Below are 26,462 nucleotides of genomic sequence, written 5' to 3'. Positions count from 1 at the left end.
GCCGGATGCAATCCGGGCTGAACGCCTCTGTTTCATTTCACCGCTTTGCCGTAGCGGGCGATGCTTTCGGCCAAAGGCGTGGTGCTGGCGCCGGGATGCTCCGGGCGCTTGTAAACACCATCGCGAACATGGATCGGCTCTTCGAAATGGTCCTTGATCCACGGAATATATTCGAGGATGGTCGATGCCGGATGCCAGTAACTCAGATGCACATGCACCTGACTCATCTCACCGGCATGCGGAACGACAGGCAGGCGATTGGCGAGCGCGAGGTCAGCGACCTGGATATATTCGGTGATGCCGCCAAGCCGGGTTACATCCGGCTGGACATAGGCAACAGCGCCCGCGTCGATGAATGACCGGAACGCATCCACCGTATAAAGCTGCTCTCCGAGAGCGATGGGAATGGATGTGTTGCGTGCCAGCCGCGCGTGGCTGGTCACATCGTCGTACCAGAGCGGTTCTTCGAACCAATAGATATCCAGATCCTTTGCCGCCGCGCAGAAGCGCTGGCATGTCGGCAGATCCCACTTGCCGTTGCCATCGATAGCGATGCGTATCGCGGAGCCGAGACGCTTGCGCACCGCCGCGAGGCGTCCGATATCAATATTCGGATCATCGTGCCCGACCTTGATTTTCAGGCGGGTAAAACCTTCCTCTTCAACTGCCCTGGCGCTGCCCGCCAGCAGATTTTCGAGATTGAAAGAAAGCCAGCCTATATCGGTATTGTAAGCTTCGACCCCTGTGGTGTGCGCGCCGCCGAGGTATTGCCAGAGTGGAACGCCCGCCTTCTTCGCCTTCAGATCCCAGAGCGCCACATCGACCGCAGCCAGCGCCAGATGGGTGATGCCCGCGCGGCCGACCCATTGCAGGGACGGATAACGGGCAAGTTTTGTCCACAGCCGCGAATGTTCGGATGCATCCTCGCCGATCAGCAGAGGCGCATAGCAATCGCTGATGCAGGATGTGATCAACCGGTCGGACGGCAGATGCGCATGGGTGCCGGTGAAGCCGTAGCCCTCAAGGCCGTCACTCGTCGTAATTTTTGCGCCGACGACGCCCCAATGGGTGATGCTGTGGGTGGAATCGGAAATGGATTCCGATGTCAGCGGCAGATGCAGGATGAAAGGTTCGACAGCGGTTATTTTCATGATCGGTCAATTCCTCGACGCTTGAGCAGCCTTTGGGGAGGAATAAACGGAAGTTCCGTTCTGATCGAAGCTCCACCGATCAACCAGTGGAATGTCGCCACTGCCCCGCGATCAATGACCGCAGGAGATGAAGCCTCAGGGGATTGCCCGGCCACCCTCCTCCAGCAGCCAGCTTCCGATGACGGATACAGCTAAAGCAAAATCGACCATTTTAAAATAAAAAATTTTTTATTTTTTATATTTTGTCATTGCCTGTCACTCGCGGTTAGGTGATGGTGTTGCCATGAACACACTGATCAAAGTCACGCTCGCCGACCAAGCGCATCAGGAACTGCGGGCGCGCATCGTCAGCGGCAGATTGCGCGGCGGCGAACGGCTGTTGCCCAACGAACTTGCCGCCGATCTCGGCATCAGCCCCACGCCGGTCAAGGAAGCATGCCTGAAACTCGAGGCAGACGGGCTGGTGGTCAATTCCTCAAGGCGCGGCATGGTAGTACGCGATTTTACCGTGGAGGATGTGGAAGAACTCTACGCCGCCAGAATGCTGCTGGAAAAAGGCGCTGTGGAAGTGGCCTTCGATGCCGGGCAGCTGGACGAAGCCTTGCATGCGCAGCTTCTGGAAAGCCTTGCGAAACACCGCGAATTTGCCAAGAGCGCGACGCTGGACGATCTCTCCAAGGCGCTGTTTCACGATCGCAGCTTCCACACGGCCCTTGTTTCGGCCGCGCGCATTCCGGTCATTTCCGGCACGCATGGGCGCATTCTCGACCAGACCCACACGGTTTTCGTATCGATCCTTGGCGACTACGCCCGCTCTGTCGAGGAACACCAGAATATTGCCGACGCCATAGCCGCCCGCAGCAAGGCCCAGATTATCGACGCCCTATGGCGCCATCTGGAGCGTAGCCGGCAGAATACGCTGCGGCAGGTGCGTCTGCTGAGAGAGGCCGGCGCCTGAGCGTACCCCCCGCAATCTTTTGAAGTCCTGAAAAAACAACAGGCCGGAAATCCGGCCTGTTCCACTTATTCATCGGTCAATCGTCGATCTCAAGCCGTCGCAGCCTGCCGTGCCGCCTTGCGGCGCTCTACGCGGGCGCGGATGGCGTCTACATCCGTTACCGGAGTGGCGGCAAAAAGCTGGCGCGTATAGGCGTGCTTCGGATCGGCAAATAGTTCCTCGCGCGTGCCCTGCTCCACGGCTACACCCTTCGAGATAACCATGACGTCATCGGCGATATAGCGAACGACGGAAAGGTCGTGGCTGACGAAGACGTAGGTCAGCTCGAACTCTTCCTGGAGATCTCTCAGCAGGTTTAGCACCTGCGCCTGCACTGAAAGATCGAGTGCCGAGACAGGCTCGTCCAGCACCAGAAGTGCGGGGTTGAGCATCAGCGCCCGCGCAATCGCGATGCGCTGCCGTTGGCCGCCAGAAAACATGTGCGGATATCGGTTGAAGTGTTCGGGACCCAGTCCAACCTTCACGAGCATGGCTTCAGCCCGCTCACGACGCTCGGACGCCGGCATTTTGGTGTTGATGACAAGCGGCTCCATCAACACGTCGCCAACCTTCTGGCGCGGATTGAGGCTACCATAGGGGTTCTGGAACACCATCTGCACCTTGGAGCGCATGTCCGTGCCGGGACGGCGCTTTGCGATATCGACCGGCTGGCCGTCGATCTTCAGCTCGCCACCGGATGCCGGGTCGATCAGCGCGATGATGCGCGCAAGCGTCGATTTGCCGGAACCGGACTCGCCGACGATGGCGAGCGTCTTGCCGCGCTCGACGGCAAAATCGATGCCTTTCAGCGCCTGCACGGTCTTTGCTCCGCCGAACAGGCCGCCCGGAACGTGATAATGGCGGGTAATGCCCTTGCCTTCGACAACGATGCTCATTGAACGCCCTCCTTGCCGAAGAAGTCGGAAACCGTGGGCAGGCGGTCGCCGGTCGCATGTTCCGGCAGCGCGGAAAGCAATGCCTTGGTATAGGGATGTTGCGGGGCCTCAAACAGGCTCAGCACATCCGCTTCCTCCATCTTGCGGCCCTTATATTGCACGACCACGCGGTCTGCTGTTTCGGCCACGACACCCATGTCATGGGTGATGAGGATCAGCGCCATGCCGTATTCTTCCTGCAGATCCATCAACAGATCGAGGATCTGTTTCTGGATCGTCACGTCGAGCGCGGTGGTCGGCTCGTCGGCGATCAAGAGACGCGGTTTGGAAGCGATGGCGATGGCGATCATCACACGCTGGCATTGACCGCCGGACATCTGGTGCGGATAGGCATTGAGCTTGGTTTCCGGATCGGGAATACCGACGGACCGGAACAGCTCCAGTGCGCGTGCACGCGCCGCAGACCGGCCCATGCCGAGATTGAGGCGCAGCACCTCCTCGATCTGGAAACCGACCGTAAAGGACGGGTTGAGCGACGCAACTGGCTCCTGGAAGATCATGGTGATCTCACGGCCGATCAGCTTGCGGCGCTCCTGCGGCGACATGGCCAGCAGGTTTATACCATCGAAGATCATCTCGTCGGCGGTGATCGTCGCCGTATCGGGCAAAAGCCCCATGACGGCGAGCATGGATACCGACTTGCCGGAACCGGACTCGCCGACGATGGCCAGCACCTCATGCTTGTCCACGGAGACGTCGATGCCGTTGACGGCCGTGAACGCGCCGGTGGCGGTGGCGAACTTGACGGTGAGGTTCTTGATTTTCAGCAGGCTCATCGCTTAGCTCCGCTTCAGTTTGGGATCGAGCGCATCGCGCAGCCCGTCACCCATCAGGTTGATGGCGAGCACCGATACGAGAATCGTCAGGCCGGGAAGGGTAACGACCCACCAGGCGCGCAGGATGAACTCGCGGGCTTCGGCCAGCATCGTGCCCCATTCGGATGCGGGCGGCTGCGCGCCCATGCCGAGGAAGCCGAGAGCCGCCGCATCGAGAACGGCAGATGAGAAGGAGAGCGTCGCCTGCACGATCAAAGGTGCAAGGCAGTTCGGCAAAATCGTCTTGAACATCAGCCGGAAATTGCCGGCACCCGCCACACGCGCGGCGGTGACATATTCACGCCGAAGCTCGCTCATGACAGCTGCACGCGTCAGACGCGCGAAATGCGGCTGATAGACGATGGCAATCGCGATCATGGCGTTGGTCAACCCCGGACCCAGGATCGCAACCAGCACCAGTGCCAGAAGCAGCGATGGAAACGCCAGGATGACGTCCATCACGCGCATGATGACAGTGTCCACCCAGCCGCCGAAGAAGCCGGCGACGAGACCGATGACAATGCCGCCGACAAGGGCGATGGAAACAACGACGACGCCGATGAACAGCGAATATTGCGCGCCATAGATCAGTCGGGACAGCATGTCGCGGCCGACAGCGTCGGTGCCGAGCAGGAATGCGGTACGGCCTCCATCCTGCCAGACCGGCGGGACGAGCAACGCGTCTCTATATTGCTGGGTCGGGTCATGCGGGGCAATCACGGCTGCGAAAACCGCGATCAGAACCAGAAGAAGGAAGACGGCAAGGCCGACGACGGCGCCACGGTTCTGGCGGAAGTAGAACCAGAAATCGGCGATCATCCGGCGGCGGATGGCGGCGTCGGAAAGCCTGACGCCGGGAGCTGTGGTCACATCGCTCATTTGTGACGGATCCTTGGATTGATGAGGCCATAGGTGAGATCGACAAGCAGGTTGACGATCATCACCAGACCCGCGATCAGAAGCAGGCCGCTCTGCACGACCGGATAGTCGCGGCGCGAGATGGAATCGATCATCCACTTGCCGATGCCCGGCCAGGAGAAGATGGTTTCGGTCAGGATTGCACCCGCCATCAGCACACCGATCTGCAGGCCGATGGTGGTGATGACCGGGATCATGGCGTTGCGCAATGCGTGAACGCCGACGACACGGGACGGCGACATGCCCTTTGCACGCGCTGTCCGCACATAATCCTCACCGAGGACTTCGAGCATTGCCGACCGTGTCTGGCGGGCAATAACTGCAAGCGGGATGGTGGCAAGCACCACCGAAGGCAGGATGAGATGTGACAGAGCCGAAGCGAAAGCACCCTTCTGCCCTGAAATCAGGCTGTCGATCAGCATGAAACCGGTGACGGAAGGGAAGAAATACATCAACGAGATACGGCCCGACACCGGTGTCCATTGCAGGATGCCGGAGAACATGATGATGAGCAGCAGGCCCCACCAGAAGATAGGCATGGAGAAGCCAACCAGCGCCGTCGTCATGGAGATCTGGTCGAACCACGAGCCACGGCGGATGGCGGCGATGACGCCGACCGGCACACCGATCAGTGTGGCGAGGATGATGGCGACGAGGCCAAGCTCGACTGTCGCGGGAAAGAGCGCCAGGAACTCGGTCAGAACGGGTTTCTTGGTGACCAGCGAATTGCCGAGATCACCCTGAAGCAGCCGCCCCAGAAAATGGAGATATTGCTGCCAGATAGGCTGGCTGAAGCCGAGCTGTTCGGCAAGTTGTGCATGCCGCTCGGGCGAAATGCCGCGCTCACCCGCCATCAACAGCACGGGATCGCCCGGCAGGACGCGAACGAAGGCAAAGGCAACGATGGTAATCCCGAGAAATGTCGGAACGAGATAGAGAAGTTTGCCGAAAATGAACCGGATCATGGTTTTTTCCTGAAAAGACGCGCGAAAGAACCTGAGTTCTTCCGCGCGTCCTGTTGTTTGGGATTACTCAGCGATATCGACGGATTCGAAGGTGAAGTCGCCAAGCGGGCTCATGGTGAAGCCGGAAACCTTGGCGGACATCGGAACGAACTGCGTGGAGTGCGCAAGCGTCGCCCACGGAGCCTGTTCCTTGAAGATCACCTGCGCCTGCTCATAAAGCTTTGTGCGCTCGGCAACGTCAGTGGTCTGCTTTGCCTTGGAAAGCAGTTCGGAGAACTCCTTATTGCACCACTGAGCACGGTTTGCACCGCCTTCGCCGGTTGCAGCGCAGGAAAGCAGAACGCCCATGAAGTTATCAGGGTCACCGTTGTCGCCGGTCCAGCCGAGGATGACGGCACCGTCGCGGTTCACTTCAGTCGACTTCTTGAGGTATTCACCCCATTCGAAGGAGACGATCTCGGCCTTGACGCCAACCTTCGCGAAATCCGACTGGATCAGCTCGGCGGTGCGGCGGGCATTCGGCATGTATGGACGCTGAACCGGCATCGCCCAGATCTTCATCGTCAGATCCTTGACGCCAGCGGCTTCGAGAGCCTTCTTGGCAGCTTCCGGATCGTAAGGATCGTCCTTGATGCTGTCGTTGTAGGACCACATCGTCGGCGGGATCGGGTTCTTGGCAACCGTGCCGGCACCCTGGAATACGGCGTCGATGATGGCCTGCTTGTTCATCGCCATGTTCAGCGCCTTGCGGACTTCCGGCTTGTCGAAAGGTGCAACAGTGGTGTTGTAGGCGAAGTAGGCAACGTTCAGGCCCGGCTGTTCATCGAGCTTGAGGTTGGAATCGGCACGAATGGTGGCGAGGTCGGCCGGGGCCGGATAAGGCATAAGGTGGCATTCGCCAGCCTTCAGCTTCTGCAGACGAACGGCAGCGTCCGGCGTGATCGCGAAGATCAGATCGTCGATCTTCGGAGCTTCGCCCCAGTAGTCGGCGTTCTTCTGGTAGCGGATGACCGCGTCCTTCTGATAGGCGACGAACTTGAACGGGCCGGTGCCGATCGGCAGGTTGTTGAAGTCTTCCTTGGTGCCGGCCTTATCAAGCGTATCAGCATATTCCTTCGAAACGATCGAAGCGAAAGGCATCGCGATATTGGCAAGGAACGGAGCTTCAGGACGGGTCAGCACGAACTTCACGGTGTAATCGTCAACCTTGACGATTTCCTTGATCAGCGACGGCATTTCCATGGAGTTGTAATATTCGTAGGTGATGCCTGCGATATACTGGTTCCACGGGTTCTTTGTGTCACCCTGGCGGTTGTAGCTGAAGATCACATCATCGGCGTTGAAATCGCGGCTTGGCGTGAACTTCTCGTTGGAGTGCCACTTTACGCCCTTGCGCAGGTGGAACGTGTATTCGAGGCCATCGCTCGAAACTTCCCACTTTTCGGCAAGGCCTGGCTCAACTTCGGTCGTGCCCTTCTTGAACTCGGTCAGACGGTTGTAGACCGGATGCGCGGAGGCATCGAAGGTGCCGCCGGCGGTGTAAGGCGAAGGATCGAAGCCTTCCGGAGATGCCTCGGAGCAATAAACGAAGGTCTTCGCCATGGCGGGCACGGCGGAAGCCATCGCAAGCGCAGAGGCTATAAGCAAACTGCGGGTCAGCGTTTTCATCTGGTGGTCCTTTCCCTCTTTTTCTGAGTTTATGCGACCCCGTTTTAAGGGGCCTACCTGTCCTGGTCAGCGACGACGCGGAGCCCCGTGTCGCCGTTCGGTCCTGTGCCTCCCGACCAATTACCCGGCGACCGGCTGGAACAGCCGGTCGAGGTTCTTTTCCGGCGGGCAGAACCAGCGTGGTCCCGCCTCCGTCATATAAGCTATATCCTCGAGACGGACGCCGCATTCCCCATAAACGCACAGCATCGGCTCGATGGAAAAGCACATTCCCGGCTGAAGTGCCGTGGCATTTCCTGCAACGATATAGGGTTCTTCGTGAATATCCAGCCCAAGCCCATGGCCGGTGCGATGCGGTAGACCCGGAACCTGATAATCCGGCCCAAAACCGGCCGCCTTCAGGCTGTCGCGCGCGGCCTTGTCCACGTCCGAGCAGGCAGCACCGACCCGGGCCGCGTCAAAGGCAGCAGCCTGCGCGTCCCGCTCGGCGTTCCAGAGAAAACGCTGCCGTTCCGTCGGCTGGCCGAACACATAGGTGCGGGTGATATCCGAACGATAGCCATGAAGGATGCCGCCGAGATCGACCAGCACCATGTCGCCGTCAACAAGCGTCTGCGCATAGGGCACGCCATGCGGATAAGCCGTCGCCTCGCCGAACTGAACCGCCACGAAAAGCGGCTTCATGCCAAGCGCAACATGTGCGGCGTTAACGAAGTCAGCCACTTCCGTGGTGGATATGCCGGGACGCAGCCCCTCGAACACGGCCTTCTGCACGCCGTAGCTCGCATCCATCGCCGCCTGGATGATGGCAATCTCGGCTGCGGATTTGACCTGCCGCTGTGCGACAATCATCGGCTGGGCGGAAATGATGCGGCCTTCCAGACGCTGCATCAGGGCCGATGCGAAAACGAAAGGAGTGGCAGGATCGATCGCGACAAGGTGGCCGGGACAGCCGAGCGCTTCGATGCGCTTTGCCATCAGGTCAAAAGGACTTTCATCCTCTTCCCAGACGGCAACTTCGCCCTCGATACGGATCATCGTCCGTAGTTTCGGCTCCTCAAATGCCGGACTGACATAGACCGGCTTGCCTTCTGCCGGCACCAGGGCGCCGTGAATGCGCTCCGAAAGACCAAGCGACAGGCCAGTATAATAGGTCAGCGACGATGATGCATCGAGCCAGACCGCCTTGATATTTTGCTGGATTAGCTGCGCTTGCAGGCCGCGCAACCGCAACCCGAGCTCGTCTTCAGCGATCGATGAAACCGCGATCGGCTGAAACCGCTTCAGCGCCTCTTGAAAGTCTGCCATTCTCTCCCCGCCGCTTTCAGGCGCACAGACACAAGCGTGTCGGCAACTCCCAAGCGTTCTTTTGCCAATGCTTAAACACAGGCCGGGGCCTAAGCAATGGGCCAGGACGATGCACCGCCACAAAACTGTGCATATTCATCTAGACATAACGAAATCGTGATCGACACGCGCCCGATTTCGACAATCATCGCCTTGACGGGAAAATCAGAAATCCCCCGAAAACTTAAGGGGAAAAGCGGGGTATCGGTCATCCGGGCGCAGACGGCGCGCAGAAACCTCACCGCAAGATGCATTGGAAAAAGAAGCCCAGAAAAGGAAAAAGCCTGCCGCGGGAGGAGGTGCGGCAGGCTTCAAACTTGATCGGTGATTGGGAGGAGGAGTACCACCGATCCGCATCGAGCGACACTGGGAGGAGGAGTGCGTCGCTTCGATGTTTTGAATATAGCGGTATCCGCGATTTTTAACAGAGCAAGTCTCGCAATGCAGCATTGCATTTTTGCATAGCTCGAAAATTCCTGCTTTGTTTTTTAGCACTCCCGCAGAAGACGTTGGAAATCAACTTTCCCGATGCACTTGAAAACCGGCAAAGGACTGGTTGACCGGCATGAGTTCGAGGCTGTTGATGTTGATATGTTTGGGCTGCGAGGCGACCCAATGGATCGTATTGGCGATATCCTCGGCCGTGATCGGATTGACGCCCTTGTAAAGATTGTCCGAGGCATCCTGATTGCCGCCGGTGCGAACAAGCGTGAATTCCGTTTCGCACATGCCCGGTTCGATCGAGGTGACGCGCACGCCCTTGCCATGCAGGTCGGAGCGCAGACCTAGCGAGAATTGCCGCAGGAAGGCTTTCGTTCCGGCATAGACATTGCCGCCCGCATAGGGCCAGTGCGCAGCTACCGAGGAAAGGTTGATGACAATGCCCTTGCGGTCGATCAACGTGGGCAAAAGATGGTGGGTGATGTTCAAAAGACCGGTGATGTTGGTGTTCACCATGGTCTGCCAGTCTTTCAGCGGCACCTGCGGTGCAGGTGCGGTGCCGAGCGCAAGCCCCGCATTGTTGACGAGAATATCGATGTCCCGGAAACCTTCCGGCAAAGCCGCAAGTGCCTTTTTAGTGGCATCTTCGTCGGTAACATCGAAGGCAGCGCCGTGAAAGGCGGAGCCGAGTTCTTGCGCCAGGGCCTCCAGCCGTTCCGCCCGCCGACCTGTGCCAATGACCTTCCAGCCTTCCTTGACGAAGCGCCGCGCCGTGGCCTGTCCGAAGCCGGACGTGGCGCCGGTGATGAGGATGGTACCGCTCATGATGATGTCTCCAGTAAATTCGTTCTGTCGGGATCAGTCTGTGTCAGTAATTTTTCAGCGGCGGCCGCCAGACAGCGCTTATACGCCTCGAGATCCGTATAAAGGGCCTCTGCCGTCGCGTTGCCAACGATGACGACGCCGCCACGCCGCAAAATTCCGCCGTGCAGCATGAGATTGTCGACCATGTCGAAATTCTCGATCGACAAACCGTCCGGGCCGCGATAGCGCCCTGTTTCATCGATTGCGGCAACACCGTTATATTGCGCCTTGATGCGGGTGAAGTGATTGGCCGCGACATTGGTGTAGGCGAAAACCGGCTTGCCCAGCGCGCACATGAACCCCAGTTCGTAGCTCGTTCCCGTATCGGCGGCGATGCCGCGAAACGGCGTGAGATTGGCGATGACCGCATCCGCTTCCAGCATCATCCGCTCGTCTATGGCATTGATGTTGCAGCCGTGGCCGATTTTCGTGTCCGCGGGCGGAATTTCCAAATCGCCCGGCGAAAGCGGCGTAAACCCGGCCTCGCGTGCAAGCGAGGCCTTGAGGTCGAGCATTTCACGGGCATTCGGGAGGAAGACCTCCGGCCCGGCGAGATAGATTTTCTTTGTCATAGGAAATTTCATACAATTTGGAGAAACAGGATTTCCGCAAACCTAACCCGGAGACTTTCGCAAACGCAAGTACCAAGGGGACATGCGCCAAGGCGCGTCGGAGCGACCTACAAAACGGTATCGTCAAACCTGTCTTTCCGTTATAGCCGGAGCAACGAACTGGACATTCCCGGAGCAAGACAATGGCAGCAACCATCCGTTATCACGAAGGCGATATTTCCGCCGCAGATGCCGCACGCTACCTTGGCGCCATCGCAATCGATACGGAAACACTGGGGCTGGTGCCACGCCGCGACCGTCTCTGTGTCGTTCAGCTTTCTCCTGGAGACGGTACGGCGGATGTCATCCGCATCGCCGCCGGCCAGAAGGAGGCTCCAAACCTCACCCATATGCTTGCAGACCCTGCCCGGCAGAAGATTTTTCACTATGGCCGTTTCGATATCGCCGTTCTGTTCCACACGTTCGGTGTGACGACGACGCCGGTTTTCTGCACCAAGATCGCCTCCCGCCTGACCCGCACCTATACCGACCGGCACGGGCTGAAGGACAATCTGAAGGAAATGCTTGAGGTCGACATCTCCAAGGCGCAGCAATCGTCCGACTGGGCAGCAGAAAAACTGTCACCCGCACAGCTCGAATATGCTGCATCCGATGTGCTGCATTTGCATGCGCTGCGCGACAAGCTGACACACCGCCTCGTGCGTGATGGTCGCCTCGATCATGCCGATGCCTGTTTCGCGTTTCTGCCGACCCGTGCCAAGCTCGATCTTCTGGGCTGGGACGAAACGGATATCTTCGCCCATAGCTGAGCGGTTTCACGCTTCGTTTAAGGACTGATTTACCGAAACTGCCTATTCTCGGCCGCAACTTTGGGTGGCCGGGGACTTCCAGATGATTACACCGTTGCAGCAGACGGCAAGCATTGCAGTCAGCGACCTCATGCGGTCGATGGTGAAAACCATTGAGGAACGCCATCGCGAAGAGCAAGAAAAAGCGAACGGTACCAAAAAAGACGAGACGATAAAGACCCAGCCGCAGCCGGACCAAAGCCATCGCGTTGCCAATGAAAAGATAAGCGCCTATCTGTTCGGCGCCATGAAGCCTGATGGCGATGCCTTCGCCTCGCTTGTCTCCCGTTTCTCGTCTGCGCTTGGCATCACCCAGGAAAACAATGAATCGAACGCGGCTTTCGCGCAAAGGCTTCAGGACGCGCTGACCCTGACCGACGGCTTTGAAAAAACCGATGCGGCAGGAAAAGCCACGACGATTTCGCTGAAATCCTTCGGCGTTTCGGAAGCGCAGGTCGTGGAAGTCCTGAATAACGGCGTAACTGCCAAGACCGCGCCCATGGCAGCACTTGCCGCACGCATTGCCCAAAATGCCGGCCTGAGCGGCAAGGAAGAAGATTTCGGCGTGCAGATGTCGAAAGCAATCATGGCAGTGCGCGCCACCGCACCCAAAAATGTCAATGATCTCGAAGAATCGACTGGCCTCAAGGAACTTGGTATTTCCGCGCAGCAGATGATCGCCGCAATCGCAAACCCATTTGGCGATGCGGCACGCGCCGTGAAGAATGCGCTGAACGATCAGGCGCAGGGCACCCAATTCATGACACGGGAAACCATGAAGGTCATCCAGCGCCTGGAAGACGTTGCCGATCCGAAAACCAAGGAAGAATTGCAGGCCGAACGCGGCAAAAACCGCATGGGCGAAATCAATGATGCCGAAGTTGCGGCCGAGCGGGAAGAGGATATCCAGACCCGAGACGCGCAGGGCAAGCTGGAGGATGTGCAAAAACTTCAGGACGTTGTGAAGGAACACATAGACGCTGCCGCCGAAGAAAAAGCGCAAGGCACTGACGGGCAAGGCCCGGTAGATATTTCTTCGGAAATCGCCCTTATCTCCGTGCTCGCGGCAACGCCATCAAGCGAAACGGCCCCGGCTGAAAATGACAACGAACCCGCAGAGACAGACGCCGCAACCAAGACGGAAACCGATCAGAAAGACGACGCCGAAAAACTGCTTGATGCTCAGGCAGTCGTCGATAACGCCCGCAGCGCCATTTTGCCGATCTCGATAGACGACAATGGAATTTATGCACTGCTGAAGAAGAAGGCGGCATGATCTCGCCGCTACCGATAGTCACTTGAGCGAAACAAGATGTGAGTTCAAACATGTCTCAAATTTCCGGCATATCCGGCAGCGCCGGCCTCGATGCCGAACCAAATGCGGCGCAAGCGCTGCTCTCGATCGCCGCTCCGCCGCTGGCGCCGAATGACGACAATTTCGTTGCCGCAAGCGAGGAAGACAACCTCATCGCCCCCGTTGAAAATCGCCCCGAGAGAGGTTTTCCCAAGGCAAGCTGGCTCGACGCGATGCCGCCGGAAGCCTTTGAGGCAGCAGACAGCGAACCAGACCATATTTCATCGGTCAATTCCGACGATAACGGGCTTTACCGCATGTTCATCAGCGTCTCTCCCTGATTGCCATATCGACACGATTTTTATGGTTAGCGAATTCTTAATATCTACGGCCCAGACTCAGGGTTGATGATTCTGTGTGCATCGCGAAGAGCTGGCATTCCTGCCAGCGACGCACACGGCGCTCCCGCATGAGCGGGCGAGATGACACCTGTACATCACCGGCGCGGCAATCTTTCAACATAGGCCAAATGCGGATCAGAGAGCCAGGGACTGGCCCTTTCGCAGCCAGCGGCGGTAATCGATAGGAACGGAGCGCAGCATGTTACCGCCTGTACCGAAAATTCCGGCAGCCGATGCCGCCTATGGAGCCGCAGCCTCGCAGACGCAGCGCGGGGAGCCGAAGGAGGCCGTGCAGCCGCAGGCAAGCAATCTTGCTCGCGACAATGGCAGCAGTCTTTTCGCCAAAGCCGCAGTCACCTCTCTCGCCAGCGAATATCAGCTTTCCCGCAGCACCGCCGTTCTGGCGGAGGCGCTTGGCAAGCTGATGAACCTCCCAAGGCGCGACGGCGAAGCCATTCAAACCTATGTGATGCGTCTGACGGATGCGCTGCGCGCCCTGCCCGCACCGCAGCGCCTGGCGCTGGAACAACAGGTCAGCAAAGTCCTGCAGGGGTTGAGCCTTTCGATGCTCGCAGAAATCCTGAAACAGCCAACCGGGCCGGATGCCGCAAGGCTTGCGCTGCTGATCGAACTTTCCCGCTACAAGGGAACGGATCTTGCGGCGAAGGCGGTGGTGTCCTCTTATCAGCAGAACAATTCGGCCAATCCGGTGACCGCGCAGCCAGTGCAAGCGAGACAGCAGAACGGCCCGAGCCAGAGTGCTGACGGCCGCCCAAACCCGGCAACGACCACCACAACAACAGCACAACCGGCAACCGCCGCCGCGCCCGGCCGGCTGTTGCCTATGCTCATCGGCCCGCTTGCCCAAAGCGCCGCCGCAATAAAAGCCATGGTTGCGGCGCAGGCAGCGCCGCAAGGCCCGCAGGCCAATCTTCCCGCCCCACCTGCCGACATGTCCGACTCTCCGCACGATGCGGCAAAACCGGAAGGGAAAGCCGCCGAAAGCACCGTACGCTCGCCTCAGCCGCAAACGGGCAGCACAACAAAAGAAGCTTCGACAGATGCCCGCCCGGCGAATCCGCCACGGGCTGAGAACGCCGAGATGCGCCCTGCACTTCAGCATCGGGACACGATGAAGCTGGAGCCGCGGGAAACCCGCACTACCTTGAACCCGCCATCCGGCCAGTCCACGGCTGGCGCCAAGGATATGGAAAACCTGCTCCTTGCTGCAGTGGCCGGCAAACTTCCCGTCAAGGCCACCACCGCTGCCCAGCTTTCCGCCACGCCACCGGGCGCCATACCGCAACCACTCGAAGAGCAGCCTGCCGAAAAAACTGCCCTCGCAACGCCCATCCACCCGACCGGGGAGGAAACGGAGACGATTACCAACCGGCCAGAAGCCCAGCCCATGCCGCGCGCCGCTCTCGACCCGGAAGCAAGAATGGCGATGCTGGAACAAACGGCTTCGCAATCGCTGATCGCTGCGGCTCTGGCAAAAGACGGCACGCCGTTACCGCTCGTCGCATACCCACCGGCGGAAGAGGACCACGAATCGGAAACGCCGCATCGCGGGCGTGGTCCATTTTCCGAGGATGAAGCGAATGGCGAGGCGGAGGGCGAAAATCCCGACGGTCAGGACGAGATGGAAGAGCGGGTGGCCGCCAATGACGAGATTGGCGATGGGGAAAATCCGCGGACAGCGGCTTTCGACGACAGTGCGGAAAATTATTACCTCAAGATGAGTGGCATGCACTGAATTCCGCGCCGCCCATTGGCCTATGCCACGAATACTGCAGCCAACAAAAAACCCGCCGGAAAATTCCGGCGGGTTCTTTATATCAAACGATCTCTAGCGATTATTCGCTGCGGTTCTTCAGAGCCGCACCGAGGATGTCGCCGAGCGAAGCGCCAGAGTCGGACGAACCGAACTGTGCGACGGCTTCCTTCTCTTCAGCGATTTCCAGAGCCTTGATCGAAAGCATGACCTTGCGGTCCTTCTTCGAGAAGTTGACGACGCGAGCGTCGAAAACCTGGCCAACTGCGAAACGCTCCGGACGCTGATCGTCACGATCGCGTGCGAGGTCGTTGCGGCGGATGAAGGAGGTGATGTCCTCGTGGTTGACGAGCTTCACTTCCACGCCACCGTCGTTAACGGCGATGACTTCGCACGAAACGACTGCGTTCTTGCGCAGGTCGCCGGACGTTGCGGCTTCACCGACAGCATCCTTGCCGAGCTGCTTGATGCCGAGCGAGATGCGTTCCTTCTCGACGTCAACATCGAGAACGACGGCCTTGACCACGTCACCCTTGTTGAACTCTTCGATGACCTGTTCGCCCGGACGGTTCCAGTCGAGATCCGACAGGTGAACCATGCCGTCGACATCGCCTTCGAGGCCGATGAACAGGCCGAATTCGGTCTTGTTCTTGACTTCGCCTTCGACTTCAGTGCCGGCCGGATGGCTGAAGGCAAATGCCTGCCACGGGTTTTCCAGCGTCTGCTTGAGGCCGAGCGAGATACGGCGCTTGGACGGATCGACTTCGAGAACGACAACGTCAACTTCCTGGCTCGTGGACAGGATCTTGCCGGGATGTACGTTCTTCTTGGTCCAGGACATTTCGGAAATGTGGATCAGGCCTTCGATGCCCGGCTCCAGCTCGACGAATGCACCGTAGTCGGTGATGTTCGTGACCGTACCGGAGATCTTCTTGCCAACCGGGTACTTGGCGGAGATGCCATCCCACGGATCGGACTCGAGCTGCTTCATGCCGAGCGAGATACGGTGGGTTTCCTGGTTGATGCGGATGATCTGAACCTTGACCTGCTGGCCAATGTTGAGGATTTCCGAAGGATGGTTGACGCGGCGCCATGCCATGTCGGTAACGTGCAGCAGGCCGTCGATGCCGCCGAGGTCAACGAACGCACCGTAATCGGTGATGTTCTTGACGACGCCGTCAACAACCTGGCCTTCTTCGAGGTTCTGAACGATTTCAGAACGCTGCTCGGCGCGGGACTCTTCGAGAACCGTGCGGCGCGAGACAACGATGTTGCCGCGACGCTTGTCCATCTTGAGGATTTCGAAGGGCTGCGGGTTGTGCATCAGCGGGGTAACGTCGCGGATCGGACGAATGTCGACCTGCGAACGCGGAAGGAAGGCAACGGCGCCGTCCAGATCGACGGTGAAACCACCCTTGACCTGGTTGAAGATAACGCCTTCGACGCGCTCGCCAGCTTCGAACTTGGCTTCGAGCTTGACCCAGCTTTCTTCGCGGCGAGCCTTCTCGCGCGACAGAACGGCTTCGCCGAGTGCGTTTTCGATGCGCTCGACGTAAACTTCGACTTCGTCGCCGACCTTCAGCGTGCCGTCCTTGGACTTCGCGCCGAATTCCTTCAACGGTACGCGGCCTTCAACCTTGAGGCCAACGTCGACGATGGCAACGTCCTTCTCGATTGCCGTTACGATACCCTTGGCAACATAGCCTTCGGCAAGATCGTTAGAGGCAAAGGATTCTTCGAGAAGCGCTGCGAAATCTTCGCGCGTGGGGGTAGATACTGACATGAAATCTCCTGATTGCATCCGCGCGAGAGCGAATACAAAAGCGCCGGTGGGCTAGCGTTGTTGATACCCGAACCCATGCCCGCCTTTTTAAAAGGCTTCCCGGCGCAAGGACATGTCTTCAGGCAATTCCGGACTAAACGCGGACCGATTCAAGCGGTTCCGCGAAAAACCTGTTTCTTCAGGGCGGCGTCGATAATCATCCGCGCGGCCTGAAACGCCGCCTCTATACTCATTTCCGACGTATCTAGCAAGTGCGCGTCTTCAGCCGGTTTCAACGGGCTGTCGGCTCGGCCCATGTCGCGCTCGTCGCGTTTCTTCACCTCGGCGAAAATGGCGTCGTAATCGGCAACGCTGCCGTTGGCGACGATTTCATCATAACGCCTGCGTGCCCGCACGTCCGGCGAAGCGGTGACGTAGAGCTTCACCGGCGCCTCCGGGCACACCACTGTGCCGATGTCGCGGCCATCCAGAACCGTGCCCGGTTCCTTTGCCGCAAATCGCTGCTGCGCTGTCACGAGCGCGCGCCTCACCGGGGTCATCACCGCAATCCTGGACGCCGCCTCGCCGATATCGTGCCTTGAAAGCACCGCGCGATCGAGGCCGGCAAGGTCGAGCTGCAGCGCCACCTTTTCAGCGACCTTCTCGTCATCGAGCGGCAGGCCGGCGTCAAGAAGTGCCTTGGCCGTGGCTCTGTAGGTCAGCCCGGTGTCGAGATGATGGAAACCATAGGTCTCCGCAATCTTGCGTGACAAGGTCCCTTTGCCCGCCGCAGCTGGCCCATCTATGGCAATCGTAAAGGTCATGAAGCTTTCTGCCTGTGCGTCCATCATTAATACAGTAGAGTGCGTCGGCCTCCAATCTTTATGAGCAGCCTGACATACAAGTCGCATCATGGGAGGGCGGCCTCCAAAGTTTGTCTTTGACACGAAAGACCGCAACGATTAAGGGGACCGGCTAGAAATTTTACCGTCTATGCCGGTTTTACGGCGTACACACCGAAACTCATTCGACAATTTGAGGCTTAGACAGTGGCAAAAGCGGACCTTGGTACCAAGCGCACAGACCCCGATACCGGCAAGAAGTTCTACGATCTGAACCGCGACCCGGTCGTTTCTCCCTATAGCGGCAAGTCCTGGCCGCTCTCCTTCTTTGAAGAAAGCACCGCTCAGGCAAAGCTCGAGCAGGCTGAAGAAGAAGAAGTCGCGGAAGTCGATGCCGAAAACACGGAAGTCGAACTCGTATCGCTGGAAGACGCCGACGGCGACAACAGCGGCGACGATATCCCGGACCTGGGCGACGATGACGACGACGTGGAAATCGGCGACGACGACGACACCTTCCTCGAAGCCGACGAAGACGACGATGACGACGACATGTCCGGCATCATCGGCGTACCGGGCGACGACGAAGAAGCTTGATCTTATTGGATAAACCAGCCCGGCGACAAAAAAATGAAGCCGGGCTGTTTTTTGTGCTTGCACTCTTCGATTAGCCGAAGTAGTAAGCCGCCACCGAACGGAACAACAGCCGCTTCGGTTCCCGGAACCGGACGAAATGCCGGAACCCTTATGGGGCTATAGCTCAGCTGGGAGAGCGCTTGCATGGCATGCAAGAGGTCAGCGGTTCGATCCCGCTTAGCTCCACCAAACCTTCTAAAATACAAATTTCCATTGTCCAGCACGGGCTTTCGTGCGGCATTGTCTGTTCTTCGCGTTGACTATTGCAAGAGCGCCCGCACATCCTGCCCGTTGATCCGGCATTCCACCGACGGAACGCCGCCGCCTTCTTCCAGCACCCGGCATTGCAGATATTTGCCGCGCAGGCGGTTCTCTAGCGCCTTGAAGGCGTTCAGGCCGCAGGCATAACGGCGGCCGTCAGGTCCGGCGCAAACCCGGTTGCGGTCGATGTCTTCCACGCCGGCGAGGCGGAACTCCTGTCCTTTGAAGGTGAAGCGATTGTTGGACGCAACGCGCAGGCGCTGATCCGCGTATATTTTCAGGGGGTATGGATCGGGCGGGGTCGGAATACGCTCATAATTCTGATGGCGGGGATCGACCCGGACCGGAGAGGTCGTCCACAGCGTTTCCGTGTTTGCGGAGAGGCCAGTCGCTGGATATGCCGCCTCGCCATTCATGAGCGAGGCAATGCGGATGCCGGCTATACCAAGCCCCGCGACCAGCACGATCTGAAACAGCAAAATGAAAACCTGCCGAACCATGTCACCGCAACATCAAAAAAATCGACAAGAAATAGATCGACGTTTTTCAAGACAGACCGAACGCGATAAATATTACATCAATAAAATCTTGCGCGAGGTGATGTCTCGCACCGTGCCCATCGCCATGATTGGAATGCGGTCACCATCAAGGATAACCCTGCCCGTTGTCCGCAGCCAGCGAAAATCGCCGGATTTGAGTTCGATGCGGTATTGCTGATCATAGAACACGCCGTTCGTCAGCGAGTTGTAAACCGCCTTGGCCACACGCGCGCGCGAGCCGCTTTCGATCTGATCTATGAAATCCTCCACGGGAATGCCGCGGGCGGCTTTCTCTTCGGAAAATTCGCGCAGGCGAGCCGCCACAGCATCCAGATAAACCAGATTCTGCCCCACGTTCCAGGTGTAATAACCCACAAGTGTTTCTTCGAGATATATATCCTCTAACATCGGCCTTCTACATTATGGATGCTTTTGACGCGGGTCTTAACATAAAGGACGATACGCGACTAACCACAAGCACTTATTCTTTTGTCTGATCGCTACGTAAAGTTTTACATGCGCGTCGGCATCCGCGTTTCCCCGCCCGCTTGTTGGCGAACAGGCATTCCTGTGCCAAAGAAGGTCGATACCGACGCCATCTACCAGAGGACCCGCCGTGACCATAGGGCTTGCCCACGCCGAACTCATCGCCGTCGTCACCGCCATCACCACGGACGAGCCGCGGGTAATGACCGTGCGGGCGGGCGCGGCACTTCCATCAGGGCCGTTTGAATTCGGACACAGGACGCTTCAGAGCGGGTTGAGAGAGTGGATACACGAACAGACACATCATCCCGTCGGCTATCTCGAACAGCTCTACACCTTCGCCGACCGGGACCGCAACAATGACATTCTTGGCGGAAGAACCATATCGATCGGTTATCTCGGGCTGGTTCGCGAACAGGAGCCGCCTGGCAATGGCCGCCCTCTCTGGCATGGCTGGTACGAGTATTTTCCCTGGGAAGACCATCGGCAGGGCCGGCCGGCGGTTCTGGACACAATCATCGAAAAGCTGCGCTGCTGGGCGGATTCCGACCCTGCCTGCAAAGGCCAGCGCCATTTACGGGCCGACTTCACCTTCGGCCTTGATGGCGGCGGCTGGAACGAGGAACTGACACTTCAGCGCTACGAATTGCTCTATGAGGCCGGACTGGTCGAAGAAGCCCAGAGTGAGCCTCGGATCAATTTCGGCAGACCGATGTTTGCCGATCACCGTCGCATTCTTGCCACCGGCATCGCGCGCCTCCGGGCTAAGATTAAATACCGGCCTGTAGTTTTCGAACTGATGGCCGACGCTTTCACCCTGCTGCAATTGCAGCGCGCGGTGGAGGCGCTCGCCGGTCTGACGCTGCACAAGCAGAACTTCCGCCGGCTGATAGAACAGCAACAGCTGGTGGAAGAAACTGGCGACATGGCGACCGAAACCGGCGGACGCCCTGCAAAGCTCTTCCGATTCCGCCAGACCGTTGTGGATGAACGCGCCCTTTCCGGAACCAAACTGCCACTCTCCCGCAATTGACATATGCTCACAATGAGAATATCTGTTTGCCGTAGATATACTCAAATAGAGTATAAATGGGAGAGTGCCGTGAACGAACAGATATCTGCCGCAAGCCTTTACGACCGCGTCAGCCGCGTCATTCCCAAGGCGGAATGGATGGGTTTTCAGGATGATGTGGAGGCGATCCTCGATCTGAAGCGCAGGCGCAACGCCGTCATCCTCGCCCATAATTACCAGACGCCGGAAATCTTCCACGGCGTTGCCGATATCGTTGGCGACAGCCTCGCCCTTGCGCGCAAGGCAATGGAAGTAGAAGCGGATGTGATCGTTCTCGCCGGCGTGCATTTCATGGCCGAGACGGCAAAGCTGCTAAATCCGGGAAAAACCGTGCTTATTCCGGATATGGCCGCCGGCTGCTCGCTCGCCGATTCCATCACGCCCGAAGACATCGCACTTCTGCGCAAGGCCTATCCCGGCGTTCCTGTCGTCACTTACGTGAACACGTCGGCGGCGGTGAAGGCGGCTTCCGACATATGCTGCACCTCCGGCAATGCCCGCCAGGTGGTGGAATCGCTCGGCGTGCCGCGCGTGCTGATGCTGCCGGACGAATATCTGGCGAAGAATGTAGCGCGGGAGACCAATGTCGAACTCATCGCATGGCGCGGCCATTGCGAGGTGCATGAGCTTTTCACCGTCGACGACATCAGGGAATTGCGCGAAAGCCATCCCGGCATCACCGTTCTCGCGCATCCCGAATGTCCGCCCGATGTCGTTGAGGCCGCAGATTTTTCCGGCTCGACCGCTGTCATGTCGGACTACGTCGGCCGGGAAAGACCGGCCCGCGTGGTGCTTTTGACGGAATGCTCGATGAGCGACAATGTCGCCGTGCATCATCCCGATGTTGAATTCATCCGCCCCTGCAACCTCTGCCCGCACATGAAGCGCATCACGCTCGGCAATATCCGCACAGCGCTTGAAGAAAACCGCCACGAGGTGACAATCGATCCGGCTGTTGCGGTCGCCGCCCGCCGCGCGGTGGAAAGGATGCTGGCGGTATGAGTGAGGCTCTGTCGCAATATGCAGGCAGGACGGTCATCGTCGGCAGCGGTATTGCCGGCCTGATGGCAGCATTGACGCTCGCACCGCAACCGGTCCTGCTTCTGACCCGCGGCGCGCTCGGTGGCGAAACGTCCAGCGCCTGGGCGCAGGGCGGCATTGCTGCAAGCCTTGGCGCTGACGACAGCACTGCACTGCATCTTGCCGATACGCTCGCCGCAGGCGACGGCCTCTGTGACGCGGCTATGGCAGCAGATATCGTCTCCACCGCCCCCGCAGTCATCGATGCCCTGGAACTAGCCGGAGTTCGTTTCGACCGCGATGCACAAGGCAGGCTCGTTTTCGGGCTGGAAGCCGCCCATGGCCGCCGGCGCATCCTGCATGCCGAAGGTGATGGCTCGGGCGCGGCCATTGTGAGGGCTCTTGCAGCCGCCGTTCTCAACACGCCGTCCATCGCAGTCCTGGAAGGTGCGGAGGTGCGCCGGCTGCTGACAGAAGGCGGGGCCATAGCCGGTCTCATCTGCGCCGGGCAAAAGGGCAGCTTTGTTCTGCCGGCCACAAACGTCATTCTTGCGACCGGTGGCCTCGGCGGGCTGTATGAGGCCACCACCAATCCCACCGGCAATTTCGGACAGGGGATCATGCTCGCCGCGCGCGCCGGAGCCATCCTCACTGATATGGAATTCGTCCAGTTCCACCCAACGGCGCTTTCCTCTCCCCGGCGGCCGCTGGCTCTGGTCAGCGAGGCAGTGCGGGGCGAAGGTGCCGTTCTTCTCAATGAAAGCGGCGAACGTTTCATGGCGACCGTTCCGGGTGCAGAACTTGCCTCCCGCGATATTGTCGCCCGCGCCATCGACCGGGAAATCCTGCGCGGCGGCAAAGTCTTTCTCGATGCCCGCAAGGCGATCGGCAGCGGTTTTTCGGCGCGTTTCCCGTCAATCGACCTGCTATGCCGCGAGGCTGGTATAGACCCCGCCCGCGAACTCGTGCCCGTCCGTCCCGCCGTTCACTACCACATGGGCGGCGTCGCCACGGATGGTAATGGCCGTAGTTCCGTGCCGGGCCTATGGGTTGCGGGCGAAACCGCCTGCACCGGTCTTCACGGGGCTAACCGGCTGGCCAGCAACTCCCTGCTGGAGGCGGCTGCCATGGGCATGCGTGCGGCAAAAGATATTGCCGCCCGACCGGCGTCAAAACGGGTGACAGCTGTCACGCCATTCGCAACGCCTGTTCTTTCGGCAGCAGACCCGTCAGTCGTCCGGCCCATCGTCTCCCGCCATCTCGGCATCGCCAGACATGAAGCGGGGTTGATCAGCGCGATCAGCGAACTTCTCCCACTGGCCGAACAGAACGGCCCGGCATCCGATCCCGCCATCGTCGGGCTCGCAATCGCCGTCTTCGCCGCCTTGCGAAGAGAATCGCGCGGGGCCCATTTCCGTAACGACTTCCCGGAAAAGGACGCGACCGCCACAAGGCGCAGGCTTTGCCTGTCCGATGTCATCGCCATTGCCCATGACCTCTTATCGTCCAATCTTTTTTCTTCCAGCATTGCGCGGAGCGCCTGACATGACCCTCACCCCTCTGCCACGCATTATCGTGGAGCCGCTTGTCCGCAACGCCCTGCTGGAAGACCTGGGTCTGGCGGGCGACATCACGTCCGCCGCAGTCATCCCCGCTGATCATCGCTCAGTCGTCGTCATGGCGGCGCGTGAACCGGGTGTCATCGCAGGTCTTGATGCCGCAGAACTGGCTTTCCAGTTGGTGGACCCGACAATCATGATGAGGCGGCAGGTGCAGGATGGCGCGGCGGTCGCTCCGGGCGATATTATCGCGACGATCGAGGGTCCCTCGCGCGGTCTTTTGACGGCGGAGCGCACCGCCCTTAATTTTCTCGGCCATCTCTCAGGCATCGCGTCCGTCACCGCCACAATTGCTGCCGCCATCTCCGGCACCAGAGCCTCGGTTGCCTGCACCCGCAAAACGACGCCGGGCCTCAGGGCGCTGGAAAAATATGCCGTGCGCGCCGGTGGCGGCATGAACCACCGTTTTGCCCTTTATGATGCTGTACTCATCAAGGACAACCACATCGCCGTAGCCGGCGGCGTGCGTGACGCTATCCGCAGCGCCAAGGCGGGTGTCGGACATCTGGTCAAGATCGAGGTCGAGGTGGATACGCTCTTGCAATTGCGCGAAGCGATGGAGGAAGGGGTCGATGCGGTTCTACTCGACAACATGCCGCCGGAACAGCTGCGCGACGCGGTGCAGATCGTCGCCGGACGCGCCATCACCGAGGCCTCCGGACGCATCACGCCTCAAACCGCAGCAGCCATTGCAGCAACCGGCATCGATCTCATCTCCGTCGGCTGGCTGACCCACAGCGCGCCGGTTCTGGATATCGGGCTGGACTTTCAAAGCCAAAGCTGACGAAAGCAAGGAGACCGGAACAAAATCCTCGATTGGCCGTTAATTCCCTGCCTGGGGTCAAGAGGCGGGGGGATCAGTGCGCGCAAAAGCCTGTCCATATGCCTGCGGACCTCTCTCACAAAGGAAAGGCCTGTTATGGAAGACGCACAAATCGGCTGGATTGCAGCAATCATCATCGGCGGCGTAGCCGGTTGGCTTGCCGAACAGTTCATGAAAAGCAACATGGGTCTTTTCATGAACATAATTCTCGGCATCGTTGGCGCCATCGTCGCCAATTTCCTGCTTGGGCTTGTGGGCATTTCGCTCGGAGGCTGGATTGGATACCTTATCGCCGGTTTCATCGGCGCATGCATTCTCATTGCCATCGGGCGCGCATTTCGCCGATAGAGGGAGGACACAATGAGCTTTTTCGACAAGATCAAGAACGCGATTTTTGGCAAGGCAGAGGCTGCACCGCAGACTTCGGCGCCAGCTGGCGCGCCTACGACAGGCGCAAGTCCGGCCGCTCCGGCTCAGCCAGCAGCACCCGCACCGACAGCCGCTGCTCCGGCATCCACCGGCAGCGTCGATGTCGCATCCATTCTGGACGCGGCGGTCAAGCAGAACGGGCAGAAACTCGACTGGAAACATTCGATCGTCGATCTTCTGAAAGCGCTCGATCTGGACAGCAGCCTAACCGCTCGCAAGGAACTGGCAAGCGAACTCGGCTATACCGGTGATACCTCGGACTCAGCCACAATGAACATCTGGCTGCACAAGGCTGTCATCAAGAAGCTGTCTGAAAACGGCGGCAAGGTTCCGGCAGAACTTCTGCATTGAACCAGTGACCGGGAGAACCGCGATGGACGACTATTCAGACTTGCGAGAGCAGATCGGCCAGGACCTCGACACCCTGCACAGGACCGAGAATCCGAAATCGATTTTCGAGATTGCCGACGACTATCTTCTGGGAAACCCAAATCTCAAGAGAGCGCTGGTCGAAGACATCATCAAGGAAGAAGCGGACAAGCGCGGCATCGCGATCCACTGAAACCGCGCGTGTCAATCGCGGCGATTTCTACAAGAAGGGCGGCATCCAGATTGGACGCCGCCCTTTTTTTGCCCCGTGCCCCGAAGCGTTATTTTTCCGGCTTGGCCTCGGCCTTTCTGGCGTTTTCTTCCATCAGCTCATACCACATGGCGTTCATGACGGCGAAAATGGCGGCGAGAGGCAGGCCGAGCAGCCAGGCGAAATACCACATGTTCGATCTCCTTGTATTTGTTCGATATTAATAAGCGTGGCCGCTGTCTTCACGGATCGCCTTTTCATCCACCTTGCCCCACAGCACGCGATAGACCCATGAGGTGTAAGCGACGATGATAGGGATGAAGATGAGGGCGACGACCAGCATGATGAATAGCGTCATATGGCTCGACGATGCGTCCCAGACCGTCAGGCTCGATTTCGGATCGATCGAAGAGGGCAGGAGGAAGGGAAACATCGTCAGACCGACCGTCGAGATGATGCCGAATATCGCAAGCGAACTGGAAAGCAGCGCCAGCACCTCACGCCCGCCCCTTAACAACAGGAAGGCGACGAGCGGGAAGGCAAGACCGAGCGCCGGTGCCAGCATCATCCATGGATGGGCCGCGTAATTCGCAAACCAGACGCCGCTTGCGACCTCGACCGTCTTTGACAACGGATTGGACGGACCGTCGGTCACAACTTCCGAGGTGAAGCGATACCCGTCGATACCGAGCCACAACAATACGCCACCAAGCGCAAAGAGACCTGTGGTGGCAAGTGCTGCAACACTGCCGAAACTGCGGGCACGCGCAGCGACCGGCCCTTCGGTCTTCAGCACCAGCCAGGCCGCACCATGCATCACCAGCATGCAAACGGAAACGAGGCCGCAAAGGATTGCGTAAGGGTTGAGAAGCTCGAACAAAGTCGTGCCGTCGTAAAAAATCCTGAGGTCATCGTTGAAGCGGAAGGGTACGCCCTGCAGCACATTGCCGATCGCCACACCGAAAATCAGGGCGGGAACAAAGCCACCGACAAACAGCGCCCAATCCCAGGTACTGCGCCATGTCGTACTCTCGCGCTTGGAGCGGTATTTGAACCCCACCGGCCGCAGGATCAGTGCAAAGAGGGTGGCGAACATCGCCAGGTAAAAACCTGAAAAAGACACCGCATAAAGCGGCGGCCACGCGGCGAAGATGGCGCCGCCGCCAAGGATGAGCCAGACCTGATTGCCTTCCCATACCGGGCCGATGGAATTGATGACGACACGCCGCTCGAGATCCGTTTTCGCAACGAAAGGCAGCAGCGCGCCCGTGCCAAGATCGAAACCGCCGGTCACGGCAAAACCGATCAGCACCACGCCAAGCAGCAGCCACCAGATGACGCGGAGGACTTCGTAGTCGATGAGTTGATGCAATATCATGATC

General features: G+C 58.9%; 28 protein-coding genes and 1 tRNA gene. 14 read left to right on the top strand and 15 right to left on the bottom strand.

The annotated features are described in order from the left end of the window. Nucleotides 1–32: 32 nt before the first annotated feature. Nucleotides 33–1,151, bottom strand: a complete 1,119-nt coding sequence (locus tag J5276_RS21055) for a mandelate racemase/muconate lactonizing enzyme family protein (protein WP_004431946.1) — start codon at nt 1,149–1,151, stop codon at nt 33–35. A 283-nt stretch (nt 1,152–1,434) separates the two neighbouring features. On the opposite strand from J5276_RS21055, the gene J5276_RS21050 reads away from it, so the two are divergent. Next, entirely contained in the window at nt 1,435–2,109 is a 675-nt protein-coding gene (locus J5276_RS21050) for a GntR family transcriptional regulator (RefSeq protein WP_025595209.1), read from the top strand. An 89-nt stretch (nt 2,110–2,198) separates the two neighbouring features. On the opposite strand, the gene J5276_RS21045 is transcribed toward J5276_RS21050, so the two are convergent. From J5276_RS21045 to J5276_RS21010, 8 genes are all read right to left on the bottom strand, one after another. Next, nucleotides 2,199–3,044, bottom strand: a complete 846-nt coding sequence (locus tag J5276_RS21045; RefSeq protein WP_004431943.1) for an ATP-binding cassette domain-containing protein — start codon at nt 3,042–3,044, stop codon at nt 2,199–2,201. After that, complete coding sequence (locus J5276_RS21040; RefSeq protein WP_004431942.1) at nt 3,041–3,880, bottom strand: ABC transporter ATP-binding protein; 840 nt, start codon at nt 3,878–3,880, stop codon at nt 3,041–3,043. The genes J5276_RS21045 and J5276_RS21040 overlap by 4 nt, the downstream gene beginning before the upstream one ends. A gap of 3 nt (nt 3,881–3,883) precedes the next feature. Continuing rightward, complete coding sequence (locus J5276_RS21035; RefSeq protein ID WP_004431940.1) at nt 3,884–4,798, bottom strand: ABC transporter permease subunit; 915 nt, start codon at nt 4,796–4,798, stop codon at nt 3,884–3,886. Continuing rightward, the gene (locus tag J5276_RS21030; protein ID WP_004431937.1) at nt 4,795–5,802 is read right to left on the bottom strand and encodes an ABC transporter permease subunit; all 1,008 of its coding nucleotides are present in this window, start codon (nt 5,800–5,802) and stop codon (nt 4,795–4,797) included. The genes J5276_RS21035 and J5276_RS21030 overlap by 4 nt, the downstream gene beginning before the upstream one ends. A 63-nt stretch (nt 5,803–5,865) precedes the next feature. Next, nucleotides 5,866–7,470 carry an ABC transporter substrate-binding protein gene (locus tag J5276_RS21025; protein ID WP_004431933.1) on the bottom strand — a complete coding sequence of 535 codons (1,605 nt, stop codon included), beginning with the start codon at nt 7,468–7,470 and terminating at the stop codon, nt 5,866–5,868. A gap of 120 nt (nt 7,471–7,590) precedes the next feature. Beyond that, nucleotides 7,591–8,778, bottom strand: a complete 1,188-nt coding sequence (locus tag J5276_RS21020) for a Xaa-Pro peptidase family protein (RefSeq protein WP_038494675.1) — start codon at nt 8,776–8,778, stop codon at nt 7,591–7,593. A gap of 555 nt (nt 8,779–9,333) precedes the next feature. Continuing rightward, the gene (locus J5276_RS21015) at nt 9,334–10,083 is read right to left on the bottom strand and encodes an SDR family oxidoreductase (RefSeq protein ID WP_004431929.1); all 750 of its coding nucleotides are present in this window, start codon (nt 10,081–10,083) and stop codon (nt 9,334–9,336) included. Then, nucleotides 10,080–10,694 (bottom strand): nucleoside 2-deoxyribosyltransferase, encoded by a 615-nt coding sequence (locus J5276_RS21010; protein WP_025595211.1) that lies wholly within the window; start codon nt 10,692–10,694, stop codon nt 10,080–10,082. The genes J5276_RS21015 and J5276_RS21010 overlap by 4 nt, the downstream gene beginning before the upstream one ends. A 182-nt stretch (nt 10,695–10,876) precedes the next feature. Between J5276_RS21010 and J5276_RS21005 the strand changes: the two genes are divergently transcribed. From J5276_RS21005 to J5276_RS20990, 4 genes are all read left to right on the top strand, one after another. Continuing rightward, complete coding sequence (locus J5276_RS21005) at nt 10,877–11,503, top strand: ribonuclease D (RefSeq protein WP_004431923.1); 627 nt, start codon at nt 10,877–10,879, stop codon at nt 11,501–11,503. An 82-nt stretch (nt 11,504–11,585) separates the two neighbouring features. Continuing rightward, nucleotides 11,586–12,818 (top strand): hypothetical protein, encoded by a 1,233-nt coding sequence (locus J5276_RS21000; RefSeq protein ID WP_174012231.1) that lies wholly within the window; start codon nt 11,586–11,588, stop codon nt 12,816–12,818. Between the two features lie 50 nt (nt 12,819–12,868). Next, on the top strand, nt 12,869–13,177 hold the full coding sequence (locus J5276_RS20995; protein ID WP_004431913.1) for a hypothetical protein: 309 nt from the start codon (nt 12,869–12,871) through the stop codon (nt 13,175–13,177). A 259-nt stretch (nt 13,178–13,436) separates the two neighbouring features. After that, entirely contained in the window at nt 13,437–14,993 is a 1,557-nt protein-coding gene (locus J5276_RS20990) for a hypothetical protein (RefSeq protein ID WP_174012229.1), read from the top strand. 100 nt (nt 14,994–15,093) lie between these two features. On the opposite strand, the gene rpsA is transcribed toward J5276_RS20990, so the two are convergent. Further along, complete coding sequence (gene rpsA, locus J5276_RS20985; protein ID WP_004431908.1) at nt 15,094–16,794, bottom strand: 30S ribosomal protein S1; 1,701 nt, start codon at nt 16,792–16,794, stop codon at nt 15,094–15,096. A 149-nt stretch (nt 16,795–16,943) separates the two neighbouring features. Further along, on the bottom strand, nt 16,944–17,624 hold the full coding sequence (gene cmk / locus J5276_RS20980) for a (d)CMP kinase (protein ID WP_162632871.1): 681 nt from the start codon (nt 17,622–17,624) through the stop codon (nt 16,944–16,946). A 198-nt stretch (nt 17,625–17,822) separates the two neighbouring features. On the opposite strand from cmk, the gene J5276_RS20975 reads away from it, so the two are divergent. Then, on the top strand, nt 17,823–18,212 hold the full coding sequence (locus J5276_RS20975; RefSeq protein ID WP_004431900.1) for a TIGR02300 family protein: 390 nt from the start codon (nt 17,823–17,825) through the stop codon (nt 18,210–18,212). 152 nt (nt 18,213–18,364) lie between these two features. Next, nucleotides 18,365–18,440 (top strand) — tRNA-Ala (locus J5276_RS20970). A gap of 71 nt (nt 18,441–18,511) precedes the next feature. Here the strand turns inward: J5276_RS20970 and J5276_RS20965 are convergent. Both J5276_RS20965 and J5276_RS20960 read right to left on the bottom strand, forming a co-directional pair. Then, nucleotides 18,512–19,012 (bottom strand): thermonuclease family protein, encoded by a 501-nt coding sequence (locus J5276_RS20965; RefSeq protein WP_174006115.1) that lies wholly within the window; start codon nt 19,010–19,012, stop codon nt 18,512–18,514. Nucleotides 19,013–19,084: 72 nt separating this feature from the next. Then, nucleotides 19,085–19,459 (bottom strand): PAS domain-containing protein, encoded by a 375-nt coding sequence (locus J5276_RS20960; RefSeq protein ID WP_004431894.1) that lies wholly within the window; start codon nt 19,457–19,459, stop codon nt 19,085–19,087. Nucleotides 19,460–19,667: 208 nt separating this feature from the next. Here J5276_RS20960 and J5276_RS20955 point away from each other — a divergent pair, with 208 nt between their 5' ends. The 7 genes from J5276_RS20955 to J5276_RS20925 all read left to right on the top strand — a co-directional run bounded on the left by J5276_RS20955 (nt 19,668) and on the right by J5276_RS20925 (nt 25,062). Beyond that, nucleotides 19,668–20,570, top strand: a complete 903-nt coding sequence (locus tag J5276_RS20955) for a membrane protein (RefSeq protein WP_013762088.1) — start codon at nt 19,668–19,670, stop codon at nt 20,568–20,570. A 69-nt stretch (nt 20,571–20,639) separates the two neighbouring features. Beyond that, nucleotides 20,640–21,611: a quinolinate synthase NadA gene (gene nadA, locus J5276_RS20950; protein WP_004431880.1), complete on the top strand. Its 972-nt coding sequence runs from the start codon at nt 20,640–20,642 to the stop codon at nt 21,609–21,611. After that, nucleotides 21,608–23,173, top strand: coding sequence for an L-aspartate oxidase (locus tag J5276_RS20945; RefSeq protein ID WP_174006113.1), 1,566 nt, complete (start codon nt 21,608–21,610; stop codon nt 23,171–23,173). The genes nadA and J5276_RS20945 overlap by 4 nt, the downstream gene beginning before the upstream one ends. A gap of 1 nt (nt 23,174) precedes the next feature. Beyond that, nucleotides 23,175–24,032 carry a carboxylating nicotinate-nucleotide diphosphorylase gene (nadC, locus tag J5276_RS20940; protein ID WP_174006111.1) on the top strand — a complete coding sequence of 286 codons (858 nt, stop codon included), beginning with the start codon at nt 23,175–23,177 and terminating at the stop codon, nt 24,030–24,032. Between the two features lie 135 nt (nt 24,033–24,167). After that, the gene (locus tag J5276_RS20935) at nt 24,168–24,419 is read left to right on the top strand and encodes a GlsB/YeaQ/YmgE family stress response membrane protein (RefSeq protein ID WP_004431872.1); all 252 of its coding nucleotides are present in this window, start codon (nt 24,168–24,170) and stop codon (nt 24,417–24,419) included. 12 nt (nt 24,420–24,431) lie between these two features. Next, a complete protein-coding gene (locus J5276_RS20930) occupies nt 24,432–24,851 on the top strand; it encodes a DUF3597 domain-containing protein (RefSeq protein WP_004431862.1) in 420 nt (139 codons plus the stop codon). Nucleotides 24,852–24,873: 22 nt separating this feature from the next. After that, nucleotides 24,874–25,062 carry a hypothetical protein gene (locus J5276_RS20925; RefSeq protein ID WP_038494645.1) on the top strand — a complete coding sequence of 63 codons (189 nt, stop codon included), beginning with the start codon at nt 24,874–24,876 and terminating at the stop codon, nt 25,060–25,062. An 88-nt stretch (nt 25,063–25,150) separates the two neighbouring features. Here the strand turns inward: J5276_RS20925 and cydX are convergent, their stop codons facing one another. Together cydX and cydB are read right to left on the bottom strand one after the other, a co-directional pair. Further along, nucleotides 25,151–25,273, bottom strand: a complete 123-nt coding sequence (gene cydX / locus J5276_RS20920; protein ID WP_003498405.1) for a cytochrome bd-I oxidase subunit CydX — start codon at nt 25,271–25,273, stop codon at nt 25,151–25,153. A 27-nt stretch (nt 25,274–25,300) separates the two neighbouring features. Then, a complete protein-coding gene (gene cydB, locus J5276_RS20915; RefSeq protein WP_174006109.1) occupies nt 25,301–26,458 on the bottom strand; it encodes a cytochrome d ubiquinol oxidase subunit II in 1,158 nt (385 codons plus the stop codon). Nucleotides 26,459–26,462 lie beyond the last annotated feature (4 nt).

The organism is Agrobacterium sp. S7/73, from assembly GCF_019355535.1.
GTDB lineage: Bacteria > Pseudomonadota > Alphaproteobacteria > Rhizobiales > Rhizobiaceae > Agrobacterium > Agrobacterium tumefaciens.
The sequence above is the reverse complement of the archived record's forward strand: the minus strand, read 5'-3'. Positions and strand labels throughout refer to the sequence as shown.